The organism is Streptomyces sp. M41(2017) (assembly GCF_002078175.1).
In the GTDB taxonomy this organism is placed as follows: domain Bacteria; phylum Actinomycetota; class Actinomycetes; order Streptomycetales; family Streptomycetaceae; genus Streptomyces.
The window spans coordinates 5,215,992-5,229,166 of record NZ_MWFK01000001.1 but is presented as its reverse complement, the minus strand read 5'-3'; the positions used below and the strand labels follow the sequence as shown (position 1 = coordinate 5,229,166).

The 13,175-nt window shown below is 73.6% G+C and carries 9 protein-coding genes; 5 read left to right on the top strand and 4 right to left on the bottom strand.

What is annotated here, in order from left to right; translation table 11 throughout:
- Positions 1–127 precede the first annotated feature (127 nt).
- From B0675_RS22835 to B0675_RS22820, 4 genes are all read right to left on the bottom strand, one after another.
- Positions 128–2,230, bottom strand: coding sequence for a ricin-type beta-trefoil lectin domain protein (locus tag B0675_RS22835; RefSeq protein WP_081220673.1), 2,103 nt, complete (start codon positions 2,228–2,230; stop codon positions 128–130).
- Positions 2,231–2,783: 553 nt separating this feature from the next.
- Entirely contained in the window at positions 2,784–3,356 is a 573-nt protein-coding gene (locus tag B0675_RS22830; protein WP_081220672.1) for a TIGR03086 family metal-binding protein, read from the bottom strand.
- 205 nt (positions 3,357–3,561) lie between these two features.
- Positions 3,562–4,170, bottom strand: coding sequence for a hemerythrin domain-containing protein (locus B0675_RS22825; protein WP_081220671.1), 609 nt, complete (start codon positions 4,168–4,170; stop codon positions 3,562–3,564).
- Complete coding sequence (locus tag B0675_RS22820; protein ID WP_081220670.1) at positions 4,167–5,789, bottom strand: DHA2 family efflux MFS transporter permease subunit; 1,623 nt, start codon at positions 5,787–5,789, stop codon at positions 4,167–4,169. Before B0675_RS22820 ends, B0675_RS22825 begins: the two co-directional genes overlap by 4 nt.
- Positions 5,790–5,975: 186 nt before the next feature.
- Between B0675_RS22820 and B0675_RS22815 the strand changes: the two genes are divergently transcribed.
- The 5 genes from B0675_RS22815 to B0675_RS22790 all read left to right on the top strand — a co-directional run bounded on the left by B0675_RS22815 (position 5,976) and on the right by B0675_RS22790 (position 13,175).
- Positions 5,976–6,950, top strand: coding sequence for a sigma-70 family RNA polymerase sigma factor (locus B0675_RS22815; protein ID WP_081220669.1), 975 nt, complete (start codon positions 5,976–5,978; stop codon positions 6,948–6,950).
- 579 nt (positions 6,951–7,529) lie between these two features.
- Positions 7,530–9,905 (top strand): SpoIIE family protein phosphatase, encoded by a 2,376-nt coding sequence (locus tag B0675_RS22805; protein WP_081220668.1) that lies wholly within the window; start codon positions 7,530–7,532, stop codon positions 9,903–9,905.
- An 89-nt stretch (positions 9,906–9,994) separates the two neighbouring features.
- Positions 9,995–11,365, top strand: coding sequence for an arsenic transporter (locus tag B0675_RS22800; protein ID WP_081220667.1), 1,371 nt, complete (start codon positions 9,995–9,997; stop codon positions 11,363–11,365).
- A 5-nt stretch (positions 11,366–11,370) separates the two neighbouring features.
- Positions 11,371–11,913: a universal stress protein gene (locus tag B0675_RS22795; protein ID WP_081221950.1), complete on the top strand. Its 543-nt coding sequence runs from the start codon at positions 11,371–11,373 to the stop codon at positions 11,911–11,913.
- Between the two features lie 293 nt (positions 11,914–12,206).
- Entirely contained in the window at positions 12,207–13,175 is a 969-nt protein-coding gene (locus B0675_RS22790; protein WP_081220666.1) for an endo alpha-1,4 polygalactosaminidase, read from the top strand.

Below are 13,175 nucleotides of genomic sequence, written 5' to 3'. Positions count from 1 at the left end.
TCTGTTCCACAAGGTCCCGGCTGCCCGGCGACGGGCGCGTCCGAGACCCCGCCGTCCCGCAGGCCCCCTACCCCGCGCACCGGGCCGGTCCGCCGCGGCGAAACCGGCCCGAAGGGGTTCGGTCGTCCTACGAGCCCGCTCCGACCACGGCGTCGGCGGAGACGGCGGCGCCGTCGGGCTCGCCGGGAGCGCCCGTGACACCGGCGGCCGAGACCGTTCCCGTCGGATCCACGTCCACCAAGGGATCGGTGAGTTGCCGGGTGTCCGGGAGCCGGATCGGCAGGACGCCCGGTCCGGCCGGACCGGGCGTGGCGGGACCCGGTGCGAGGGGCCGCGGTGGCGGTGCGGAACGGTGGCCGTCGTCGACGGTCACCGTCTTCGGCTCTCCCCCGGACACCTGTGGCCCGGTCCGCTCCGGCGTCGTCCGCGGCCCGGTGGTCCGCGGGCCGGCGGAGACGCCGGTCGCGGGCGCCCGAGTGGGCTCGTCCGGTGCCTCGGAGCCGCCGTCCGCCGACGGGCCCCGGCCGGTGGCCCCGGGCAGGGGGTTCGTCCCCACGACGGACAGGGAGTCGGGGCGGGGCGACGAGCCGTCGGTCCGCCACCGCTGGGCCTCGGATCCGTCACGGACCTTGACGAGCACGTCGCCGTCCGGGTCCGTGGACTCCGGAGCGACGGCCAGCCCTTCGTGCCAACGGGGCAGCAACTCCCCCTGCACCGTGAGGTCGTAGCGCATGTCCTTGCCGCGCTTCGCGTCCTCGGCGACGCAGCGGACGAGGAGGACGACACCGTTGTCGGCGTGCGAGTCGAGGCACAGGCCGGGGTCGGCGACGCTGCGCAGCAGCCCGTCCTGCTCGTACGACCACTGCTGGGTCCAGGCGGAGGAACAGACCGCGAGCCTGGTCCCGACGCCCGCCTCGATCGTCGTGCCCCGGATGTCGAGGCACAGGTCGGCGGCCAGGTTCCGCAGACGGGTGTGCTCCGCGGTCCCCGGCACACCGGCCGGGGCGGAAGGGCCGGACCGCACCGGCGGAACCGGGGAGCCGGGGCTGGGCGCCAGGGTGCGGCTGCTGCTCGCGCCGGTGGTCGCCGCGGGGTCGGCTCCGCCGTCGTCGTTCGACCACAGGCTGACGGCGAGCACCGTCGCCAGCAGGGCGGCGGAGACCCCGGCCCCGGCGAGCAGCGCCTGCGAGGGCCGCTGTTCCTCCGGACGGGCCGCTCGGCGCCCGGGCGGCGCGATCTGCGCCGGCAGGCGATGCCGTCCGCCGGATCCCGGCTCCGCCCCCGGCGCCGTCACGGGACGCGCTCGCCGGCCCGGACGGCCGCTTCTCGCAGGGCGTCCCGCGGCGCTCTGCCGTCGCACACCGAACGGGGAAACGGTCCGGGGGCGTAGCGCTTGCCCGACGCGGCTCGGCCGGGACTCGAGATAGCGCCGTGCACCCCACCCCAGTACCGCCTCCGCGAGGAGGAATCCCAAAGCCTCCTCGAAATCGCCGAGTTGCTCGGCCGCGTGCCGGCAGTAGGCGCACTCCCCGAGATGCAGCCGGACATCCGGCAACAAGGTGCCGCCGCGGCGAATCTGCACATCGAGCAGCCTGTTGTAGAAACCGCATTCTCTGCTCGGAGCGAGTTCCCGGTGGGCGCGCACCAGACCTTCCCGGAATTGGTCGCGGGCCTGTTCCAGAGCGGCCGACGCGGTGTCCATGTCCATGCCCGACAGGCCGGCCGGGAGGGACAGCGGCTCGGCTTCCACCTCGGTGTGCCAGAGCAGGCAGCGGGCGAGTCCGGGAAGCCCCAGGAATGCCCGTTCGGTGAGCCTCCGGTTTTCGGCGGTGAGGGTCTTGGCCGTGCGCATACCGCGGCCGCCCGCGGGTTTCCGCAGATCCGGAAGAACGCCGGATATCCGCCCGTCGCCCGCCCAGTCCCTGACCGTGTCCCGTACGGTCACGAGGAACCGGGGCCGCAGCGCGAGGCCGGACTCGCCCTCCCCGAGCCGCCCCAGCACCTGGTGGAAAGCGGTCGCGGCGACCATGGCGGCGACGTCGGTCTGCGTGGCGAGGCAGATCACCGCGTAGTCGTACGTCGGCTGCCAGTGGCGGGCGGTCAGCAGGGCGACGGGGCGGGTCGCCTCGCCGTGCGGGCGGCCCCTCAGCAGCCCGGCGAGGTCCTCGTCGGACTCGCCGGGAACGCCACTGGGCGGATACGGGGGAAGCGGTGGGCGGGGGGTGTGCACGGAGCGGGTTCCTTCCGAGGCGCGTGGAGGCACGCGGAAAATACTGGCCCGCCGAAAAGGAGTCCTGATTGGTGTGTACCTTTTTGACGGAGCGCCGGGAAAACGGCCGGGGACGAAGGCCGTACGGCGACCGTCGGACAGGAGTCTTTCGAGCCCGTCGACAGCCGGGGATGACGAACAGCGATTCAGCCCCGGGCATTGACCAGGCGCAGGGGGATCACCCTCGCACAACACGCTCGCGACCAACAAGACACATGGGCCACGGCGGCCTTATTGAAAGAATGTCAAAAGGCAGGTCGCAACCCACCCGGATCGCACCGGCATTCGATATGCATGCGCCCCGTGTGAACCGTATGCACCGGCCGGTGCATCTCGCACGCTTCCGGCGCGCACGGCCCCGTAGTCCACTGGGGACCGGCCCTTCTCGGAGGCCCCGCGCGGAACGGCGGCTCTCCCGCGCGAAACGGCCGCCGACCCCGTTCCTCCCGCCCTCGGTCGGCGGCCCGAGAGAGCCTCGCGCGGCGCGCGTCGGCGACCGGGTGCGCTCCGCGCGTCAGGCGGTCTTCCTGCCGGTCAGGGCGAGCAGCCGTTCCAGCGGTGTGGCGTCGGGAGCGGGTTCGGCCGCGGGCCCGAAGGCTCCCGAGGCCCGGGCGGCCTCCGCGATCCGTTCCGCGACGGCCGTCGCGGTGGCGACGACGTCGTCGTCCGCCGTGAAGGCGGTGCCGGTGGCGACGGCCAGGTCCCAGCCGTGCACGGTCAGTTCCATGATGGTGATCGTCCCGGCGAGGACCGCGGGCCGCGTGCTCCCGAAGAACGGTGTCGCGCCCTCCCACGCCGCCGGATCGGCCCAGGCGTCGACGAGCCGGCCGACGAGCGGCGGGAAGACCACCCAGGGCGCTTCGGTCAGGGGGCCGGGGGCACCTGCCGGCAATGGTTCCTTCGCTGCGGCGTGCAGGCCGGCGACCAGGGTGGCGAGCAGGTGCTCGCTGAGCCGGTGGACATCGAAGTCGGCACAGGGTGTGGGGAGTTCGCGTTTCCCGTTGAGGGCTTCCTGCCCCGCGTGGTCCTGGAGGGTGCGGGCCGCGCGGGCCAGTTGGCCGGCGAGGTCCGCGGCGTGGGTGTTCATGGCGGTCTCTCCTGTTCGGCGGGCGGACCGAGGAAGGACGGACCGCTCACCAGGGACAGACCCGGCCCGGCCCGGGAAGGAATCGGTCCGGCCTTCCGGAGGTGCGGGCCGCGCCGAGAGGCGCGCGCCGGCCCGGAACGGCCGGGGTCCCGGAGCCCGGCCGACGGCTGTCCGAGACGGGGGGCTCCGGGTCACGCCCCGCGTGTCAGCTCCGCCAGAGGCCCGTCCTGCGGTAGCCCGGCTCCCAGAAGAGGCGGTTGAGGGCGCGGACCGGCGGGGGCAGCGCGCCGAGGAACCTGGCGCGGTCGGCGGGCGCCGCCCCGTCGACGGTCCACGGCACGAACACCGCCGCTCCCCTCAGCCCCTGCGTCCTGCGGATCCGGCCGGTGAAGGCGGCCCAGTCGTCGGGGGTGAGCACCTCCTGGATGAGCGGCAGGGCGCTCCGCTCCTCGTGTGCGAGGTGGTCGTCGAGTGTCGTCGCCAACGCGTGGACCAGGGCCGGCAGTTCGTCGGACGGCTCCCCCAGCGCCCGCTCCACGGCCGTCAACCGGGGTTCGAGTTCGGCGTGTTCGGCGGCCATCTCCGCCAGCAGGGCGATGTCGCGGGGCCTGCCCTCGACCCGGCGCTCGACCCGCGGCCAGAGGTCACTGTCCTCCGCGGTGTGGTGGATGTGCAGCTGACGCGTGAAGTTGGCCCAGCCGGCGCGGACCCCGGAGGTACCGGCGGTGCCGTCGGCGGCGGCCTTGCCGAGGCGTTCCAGGTCGCGCCGGAAGGCGTCGTGGGCGGCGTACATCACGGTGAGGTCGATGCTCATGAGCTCGCTTCCTCCAGTTCGGTCGGTTCGGGCTCGTACACGGGCAGGGCGTGCGGGTTGGCGGACGGGCCGCGGTGCCGGGCCACGGCGAGGCAGGCGAGGGCGCCCGTCAGCAGGACCGCCGCGGAGACCAGCACCGCGGGGCCCATGGCGTCCACGAAGCCGTGCCCGTACACCTGGCCGCCGAGCACGCGCATGCGGTCGGCGACGTCGTGCGGCACCCCGGCCGGCGCGGGGGCCGTCTGCCCGGCGGACACGTCGGTCTCGGCCCGGGAGAACGCGGCGACGAAGCCGTCGCGGTAGCCGGCCGGGAGCGCGCCGGCGCGCCGGTGCGCCTGGTCGGTCAGCGACTGGGCCAACTGCGTCTGGAGCACCGCTCCGACGACGGCGCCCGCGAGGACCGAACCGACCTGCCGCAGTGCGTTGTTCACACCCGAGGCCGCTCCGGAGAGCCGCGCCGGCACGTTGCGCATGACCTCGGTGGCCATCGGCGCGAACGTGCATCCGGCGCCGAGACCGGCGAGGAAGAGGGGGAAGGCGACCGCCGTCCAGCCGGAACCGACGTCGGCGGCGGTGACGATCCAGACCAGGGCGCCGCTCCAGGCGAGCAGCCCGGTCATGAGGATGTACTTGCCGCCGATCCGGTCCGCGAGGACCCCGGCGGGCCCCGCCATGACGAACGAGCCGAGGGCGAGCGGCAGCAGCACGAGTCCGGACTTCAGGGCGCTGAACCCGAGGACGGACTGGAGGTAGATCGTGAGCGGCAGGAACATCCCGACGACCCCGAACGACACGGTGACGCCGACGAAGTTGATCAGGGTGAAGCCGCGGTCGCGGAAGAGGGAGAAGGGCACGAGCGGATCACCCTCCTGCCGGCCGCGTTCGTGGAGGAGGAACCACGCGAAGAGCACCGCGGCCGCGCCGAGCAGCGCCCTGATCCAGCCGTTCCAGTCGTAGCGCTGTCCCTCGGTCAGGGCGAAGGCCAGGCAGAAGAGGGCACTTGAGGCGAGCAGTACGCCGACGGCGTCGAATCGGTGCCGTACCGAACGGCGCGAACCGGGGATGATCGCGACGGCGAGGAGCAGCACCACGGCGCCGAGCGGGAGATTGACGTAGAAGATCCAGCGCCAGTCGAGGTGCGTGATGAGCGTGCCCCCGACGATCGGGCCGAGGGCGCCCGAGATGCCCGCGACGGCGCCCCAGACGCCCATCGCGGCGCCCCTGCGGTCGGCGGGGAACACCTCGGCGATGATCGACAGGGTCTGCGGCACGAGCAGCGCGGCGCCGAGGCCCTGGACCGCGCGGAAGGCGATCAGCTGGGGCGGGTTCTGCGCGAGGCCGCAGGCCAGGCTGGCGAGCGTGAAGACGGTGACCCCGGCGAGGAACAGGGTGCGTTTGCCGCGCAGGTCGCCGAGGCGTCCCGCGGTGATGAGCAGGACGGCGAGGGCCAGGGTGTAGGCGTTGACGACCCACAGGATCTCGTCGAGGGAGGCGTCCAGGTCCTGGCCCATGTCGGGGATGGCGATGTTGACGATCGTCAGGTCGAGGAGCGTCATGAAGAAGCCCAGGGAGAGCGTGACGAGGATCGCCCAGGGGTTGCCGTGCCATTTCTTGAACACGATGTGTGTCTCCTTGTGCCGGAACAGCCGAGTGCGGGGAGACCGGACTCGCGGTCAAGAGGGCGACCGGCGCGGGCGGTGTGACACCCAGGACGGGCCATGAGACGTACGTCACCATCGGGCCGTCCGCTGTCACACTCGGCCCGTCGATTCCCTCGCTGTGGTGAGAGCCGAGGGAGGCGAGCCATGTCCGAGAGTCCCGAGCCCGACGCGCAGGCCGCGACGCGGGTCTTCGTCGAGCACCGCGAGCTGCTGTTCGCGATCGTCTACAACATCCTCGGCAGCGTCGCCGACACCGAGGACGTGCTCCAGGAGACCTGGTTGTCGTGGGCGGGCCGCGCGCAGCGCGCACCGCTGGACGACATCGTGAATCCGCGCGCCTATCTCGTGCGCATCGCGGTCAACCACGCGCTGGCGCGCCGCGCCGCCATCAGCCGGCGCCGAGAGACGTATGTGGGTCCCTGGCTCCCGGAGCCGCTCCTGGACGAACCCGGCGAGGGCGAGCGGGCCGACGACCTCACCCTGCGCTCCGAGTCCGTCTCCCTGGCGATGCTCGTCGTCCTGGAGTCACTGACCCCGCTGGAGCGCGCGGTGTTCGTCCTCAACGAGGTGTTCGGTTACGCGCACACCGAGATCGCGCAGGTCATCGACCGCAGCCCGGCGGCGGTCCGGCAGCTGGCGCACCGGGCCCGCGGCCACGTGCACGCGCGCCGTCCGCTGTACCGGGCCCATCCGCGGGTGCGCCGGCAGGCGACGGAGCGCTTCGTGGCGGCGGCGCTCGGCGGTGACATCGCGGCGCTGATGGAGATCCTCGCGCCGGACGTCACGGTGTGGACGGACGCCGGCGGCAAGGGCCGTGGGGCGGCGGGGCTGCGGCCGGTGCAGGGGCGGGACAAGGCGGCCCGGCTGCTCGCCGGCTACGCCACGCGCCGCAGTTCCGGTCTCGACATCCGCTACCGGCGGGTGAACGGCGACGACTCCGCGGTGGTCTTCGAGGGCGGCTCGCCGTACGCGGTGATGGTCATGGACCTCACCCCGGACGGTGAACAGGTCTCCGACGTCTACATCGTCACGAATCCCGAGAAGCTCGCGCACGTACGCCGTGACGACACGGCCGGCGTGGACGGGCCCGAGGGGACGGCGGAGGAGCGCCGCACGTGAGCGGCTCCGCCGGGAACCCGGCCCCTCAGGCGGCCGGGACCTCCAGGCGGCTGATCCCCAGTGCGCCGTCGTCCGCGCCCGGGTGCCCGCTCGTCGACGCCGAGTCGTCGTCGCCGGGCCGCTCGGCCCCGCGTAGGCGCCCGAGGAAGCGGTGGTGCCGCCCGGGTCGACCAGCGCGAAGCGCGAGCCGTCCCGCAGCGCGATCGTCCGCCGGCCCGGACCACCGCCGGGAACCGCCGCCACGGCTCCGTCCGCTCCCGCGAGAGCACCGGCGGCGGGGACGGCCGTTCCCGCCAGCAGGACCGACCGTCGAGTGAGTGTCATGGCGACTCTCCCCCGTCAGGGCGCATAAGTCATCACTATTGATCGTGAGCAAACAGATTCTGACGGGAGGCAACACGGGACCGTCAAGGGTCTTGACACCACTTCCGTCCCTGCCTTCACATCGGCCGAAAACCTCCGTACGAATGGCTGTCGGGAGCATCCCCGTTCGGGGGTGCCCGCGCCGTACAGGCCCTAGGCTGGAAGCGGAATGACGCGCTTGTTCACTGTGGGTGTGCGCAAGGGAAAGTGGCGACGATGAGCCCGGTCCATCCTCTCGACGAAGCCGCCACGGCACGGGCGGTCATCGACGGGAACGGCATCCTGATCCGCTGGAGCGAAGGCGCCCGGCGGCTGCTGGGGCACGCCCCGGAGGAGGTCGAGGGCCGCCCGGCCGCCGACCTGCTGGCCCCGGGCACGGAGGTCGAACCGCCCGGACCCGCGGGCCGCCGCTGGGACGGCGTGCTCGCTCTGCGTCACCGCGACGGACAGGTCGTCGAGGTCTGGCTGCTCGCCCACCACCTCGACGGCACCGACGACTGGCTGCTGGTCACCCCGCTGGACGGCCGGCAGCCCCGCGCCCAGGACGACTCCCTGATCCGTGCCGTGCTCACCCAGTCGCCCTGCGCCATGGCCGTCTACGACGAGCGCCTGCGGCTCTACGGGCTCAACGACGCGATGTCCCAGGTGATCGGCCTCCCCGAGGACCGGATCAGGGGCCTGACCGTCGCGGAGATCGGCGGCAGACCGGCCAGCAGGGAGATCGAACGCGAGATGGCCGACGTCCTCGCCTCCGGCCGTGGACGCGACGTGGAGACGTACGCCCGTGCCGGCGGTGAGGACAGGGCGCACGCCTGGCTCGCCCGGATCGCCCCGCTGACCGACACCGCCGGGCGGGTGCGCGGGGTGTGCGTGGCGGTGCACGACGTCAGCGAGCAGTACCGGGCCCGCGAGCGGCTCCAGCTGGTCAACGAGGCGAGCGTACGGATCGGCACCACCCTGGACGTCACCCGGACGGCCGAGGAACTCGCCGACGTCTGCGTGCCGGCCCTCGCCGACTTCGTCAGCGTCGATCTCCTGGACCCCCCGGAGAACGGCGGCGAGTACCGCTCCGGGCCGCCGACCACCCCGGTCACGCTGCGCCGCGCCGCCCACCGGTCGGTGAACCCGGGCTCCCCCGAGGCGGTCGTGCCGCCCGGCACCCTCGACGTCTACCCGGCGTCCTCGCCGCAGGCCGACTCCCTGGTCGCCGGCCGCCCGCTCGTCGCGCCGAACGCCGACGGCACGCTGGAGCAGTGGCTCGCCTGGGACGAACGCCGCGGCAAGCGCGTCGCCGAGTACGGCGTCCACACCACCATGTCGGTGCCCATCGCGGCCCGCGGCAAGACCCTCGGCGTCGCCGTGCTCAGCCGGTTCTCCCGGCCCGAGCCGTTCACGGCCGACGACGTCCTGCTCGCCGAGGAGGTCACGGCCCGGGCCGCCGTCTGCATCGACAACGCCCGCCGCTTCTCCCGCGAGCGGGAGACCGCGCTGGCCCTGCAGCGCAGCCTGCTCCCCCAGTCCCTGCCCCGGACCGCCGCCCTGGAGGCGGCCTCCCGCTATCTGCCCGCGGCGCGTGCCGGGATCGGAGGCGACTGGTTCGACGTCATCCCGCTGTCCGGGCTGCGGGTCGCCATGGTCGTCGGCGACGTCATCGGCCAGGGCATCCAGGCGTCCGCGACCATGGGCCGGCTGCGCACCGCCGTCCGCACCCTCGCGGACATCGACCTCGCCCCGGACGAACTGCTCACCCACCTCGACGACCTCGTCGTCCGGCTGTCCACCGAAGCCGGCGCCGAGGGAACCACCGGCGAGGTCGGCGCCACCTGTCTGTACGCGGTGTACGACCCGGTCTCGCGCCGCTGCACCCTCGCCCGGGCCGGCCATCCGCCGCCCTTCGTGCTGCCGCCGGACGGGCCGCCCCGCCAGATCGACGTACCCCCGGGACCTGCGCTCGGCCTCGGCGGACTGCCCTTCGAGTCCGTCGAGCTGGAGCTGGCCGAGGGCACCGTGCTCGCGCTGTACACCGACGGTCTGATCGAGAGCCGCGAACGGGACGTCGACGCCAGCCACCGGTTGCTGTGCGGGGCCCTGAAGGAGTCCGCGCAGTCGCTGGAGGGGGCGGCCCACGCGATCCTGCGGGCGCTGCTCCCGGCGGGCGGCGCGCCGGACGACGTGGCGCTGCTCCTCGCCCGTACGCACGGACTCGCCGCGTCGAACGTGACGACCTGGGACATCCCGGCCGACCCCGCGCTCGTGGCGCCGGTCCGCAAGCAGGTCGCCGACCGGCTGGACCACTGGGGGCTGACGGCGGCCACGTTCACGGCGGAACTGGTGGTGAGCGAACTCGTCACGAACGCCATCCGCTACGGCGAATCGCCCATCCGGCTCCGGCTCATCCACGACGACGAGACCCTGATCTGCGAGGTATCCGACAGCAGTCACACCGCGCCGCATCTGCGCCGGGCGAAGACCTTCGACGAGGGCGGACGCGGGCTGCTCCTCGTCGCGCAGCTCACGCAGCGCTGGGGCAGCCGGCACACACCGGAGGGCAAGACCATCTGGGCGGAGTTGTCCCTTCTCGGCGAGGAGTGAGGGCGCTCGGAGGGAACGGGTGTCACGTCTGATGTGATGGGCCGCGCCGCCATCACCGCCCGGAGGACCGAACCCTGAACAGCCCGCTCATGCCCAGCGTCGTCCCGCCGTTCCCCGGCGGCACCGGCGCGAGGGCCACCCCCGTCGCCGACGCCCTCTCGGCGGGTCCGGGAGCGCACCTCGCCGCGCCGCTCGCCGGCGCCCTCGGCAGTCCGTTCGCCGAGGCGCTGTCCGTCGTCCTGCTCGTGGCCGTCCTCGTCTGCGCGGTGGTCCGGCCCTTCAACTGGCCCGAGGCGGTCGTGGCCGTGCCCGCCGCGGGTCTGGTCCTGCTGACGGGGGCCATCTCCTGGGACCACGCGCGGGACGAGGCCGGCCACCTGGGGCCCGTCATCGGCTTCCTGGCGGCGGTGCTCGTCCTGGCCAAGTACTGCGACGACGAAGGGCTCTTCCGGGCCTGCGGCGCGTGGATGGCCCGCTGGGCCGCCGGGCAGCCCGGCCGACTGCTGACCGCGGTCTTCGTGCTCGCCTCGGCGATCACGGCGGTGCTCAGCCTGGACGCCACGATCGTGCTGCTCACCCCCGTCGTGTTCGCGACCGCCGCGCGCATGGGCGCCCGGCCCAAACCGCACGTCTACGCGTGCACGCACCTCTCCAACACCGCCTCCCTCCTGCTGCCGGTCTCCAACCTCACCAACCTGCTCGCGTTCACCACCAGCGGGCTGAGCTTCACCCGGTTCGCCGCGCTGATGGTGCTGCCCTGGCTGGTCGCGATCGGCGCCGAGTACCTGGTGTTCCGGCGCTTCTTCGCCCGCGACATCGCGGCGGGCGCCTCCTCCCGGACGGTCGGGGAGCCGCCGGAGCTGCCGCTGTTCGCGCTCGTCACCGTGGGCTGCACCCTCGCCGGGTTCGTCGTCGCCTCGGCGGTCGGGATCGATCCCGCCTGGTCCGCGACCGCGGGGGCGCTCGTCCTCGCGACACGCGCGCTCGTCCGGCGCCGCACCACCCCGCTCGCCGTGGTGCGGGCCGCCGGGCCGTCGTTCCTGGCCTTCGTCCTCGCGCTCGGCATCGTGGTGCGCGCGGTCGTCGACAACGGGCTGGCCGACGCGCTCGGCGACCTCCTCCCGGGCGGCTCCTCGCTGGCGTCACTGCTGGGCATCGCGGCGATCGCCGCCGTCCTGGCCAACCTGATCAACAACCTGCCGGCGGTGCTCGTCCTGCTGCCGCTGGCCGCCGGATCGGGCACGGGCGCGGTGCTGGCCGTCCTGCTCGGCGTCAACATCGGACCCAACCTGACGTACGCGGGTTCCCTGGCGACACTGCTGTGGCGGCGTATCGTCCATCAGCACGAACACGGCGTCGACCTGAAGGAGTTCACCCGGCTGGGCCTGATCGCCGTGCCGGCGGCGCTCGTGCCCGCCGTACTGGCCCTGTGGGTCTCGCTCCAGGTCATCGGAGGTTGATGGACATGCGGGTGGTCGTCTGGCTGGTCGAGGGAACGTGGCACGCGTGCGTGGACGCCGTCCGCACACACGCCCCCGGCGCCACCGACGTGGTGCTGCTGCACGTCGCCGACCCGGGTGTGCCCGGGCTCGCGCACGGGGCGTTCGCGGGGCTGCTCGGCCGCGGACGCTCCGAGGCCGACCCGGGCGACCTCCTGGAGACCCTCGGGACGGCGTCCGGCGCGGAACTCCTCGACGCCGCGGCCGAACGTCTGGGCGGCCCGGCGACGCGGGTGGAGCGCGCGGGCCGTGCCGAGCGCGAGGTGGTCGCCGCGGCCGAGGGCGCCGACCTGCTCGTGGTCGCCCGTGACGGGGACCGGGCGCGACTCGGTCCGCACAGTCTGGGACCCGCCGGACGCTTCGTCGTCGACCACGCGCCCTGCCCTGTGCTCCTCGTCTGGCCCGAACCCGCCCCGGACGTCACGACGATGCCTCCCCCGCCGCCACACCCTCCGCACCCTCCGGAGCCCCCGCACCCGCCCGGGCCGCCGCACCCCCCGCGTCCGTAGGCCGCCGCCCGACGGGCTCCCGGGCACCCAGGAGCCGGCCCCACCGGATGAGACCGGGTCCTGGGCCGTCCGCACCGTGCTCAGGGCGTACGTGGCTGAAGGGCGACCCTGTGGCGGAGGGCCCGCCTTGACGGATCAGGGGCCCACGCGCTTTGATCCTGGCGTGCCGTGGTGCGACCCGGCACGCAGAGGTACGCCCAGCCGGTAGCGGACTCGGTTCAAGTCCGGCCAAAGTCGCCAGGATCGCTCGCAGCGTCCGAGGCGGGGACGTACTCGCGATTGATGGAGCGGACATGCCCCCCGTCAAACGTGCTCTCCGCGCCGGAGTCCTGGGTACCGCCACAGCTCTGGCCGGCCTTCTCGCCCTCGCCGGCTGCGGCTCGGGGAAGGACACCGACGCCTCGCCGAAGACCCCGCGCGGGACCACCGGTGCGCCGGCCCCGTCGTCGAAGCCGAAGCCGTCCCGGACCGCGGCCGAACCCTCGGCGGACGCGGACAAGCGCTCGTCCGGCTCGGCGGAACCGACCCGTGGCACCGACCGGAAACCGACCGCCGTCGAACTCCCGCCGCTGCACGCGGGCTTCGACTACCAGATCGGCGGCGCCTACCCCCCGGCACCGGGGGTCCGCATCGTCAGCCGCGACCGTTCCTCGTCGCCCGCGCCCGGCCTGTACAACATCTGCTACGTCAACGCCTTCCAGGCGCAGCCGGAGGAGCGCGGCCAGTGGCCCGCCGACCTGCTGCTGCGGGACGCGGACGGCAAGGTCGTCGTCGACAAGGACTGGGACGAGGCGCTGCTGGACATCAGCACGCCGGACAAGCGCCGCCGGGTGGCGGCGCGCGTCGACCGCTGGATCGACGCGTGCGCCGACAAGGGCTTCGACGCGATCGAGCCGGACAACTACGACAGCTACACGCGCTCCCGGAAGCTGCTGACGGCGGACGACGCGACGGCCTTCATCTCCCTGCTGTCGGCGCGCGCGCACGCCCGGCATCTGGCGATCGGGCAGAAGAACACCGTCGAACTGTCCGGGGCCAGGTCCCGGGCCGGGCTCGACTTCGCGGTGGCGGAGGAGTGCGGCGAGTACGACGAGTGCGGCGAGTACGCGAAGGCGTTCCACGACCGGGTGGTCGTCATCGAGTACACCGACAGCGGTCTGCGCAAGGCCCGGGCGGCCTACGGGAACCGGCTGAGCATCGTGCGCCGGGACGTGCTGGTCTCGACGCCCGGCAACGCGGACTACGTCCGCCGGACCCGCTGA

Coding starts and splice junctions, on each gene's coding strand:
- B0675_RS22805 (WP_081220668.1), top strand. CDS start 7,530: ATGAGCCCGGTCCATCCTCTCGACGAAGCCGCCACGGCACGGGCGGTC.
- B0675_RS22825 (WP_081220671.1), bottom strand. CDS start 4,170: ATGAGCATCGACCTCACCGTGATGTACGCCGCCCACGACGCCTTCCGG.
- B0675_RS22790 (WP_081220666.1), top strand. CDS start 12,207: ATGCCCCCCGTCAAACGTGCTCTCCGCGCCGGAGTCCTGGGTACCGCC.
- B0675_RS22830 (WP_081220672.1), bottom strand. CDS start 3,356: ATGAACACCCACGCCGCGGACCTCGCCGGCCAACTGGCCCGCGCGGCC.
- B0675_RS22800 (WP_081220667.1), top strand. CDS start 9,995: ATGCCCAGCGTCGTCCCGCCGTTCCCCGGCGGCACCGGCGCGAGGGCC.
- B0675_RS22815 (WP_081220669.1), top strand. CDS start 5,976: ATGTCCGAGAGTCCCGAGCCCGACGCGCAGGCCGCGACGCGGGTCTTC.
- B0675_RS22795 (WP_081221950.1), top strand. CDS start 11,371: ATGCGGGTGGTCGTCTGGCTGGTCGAGGGAACGTGGCACGCGTGCGTG.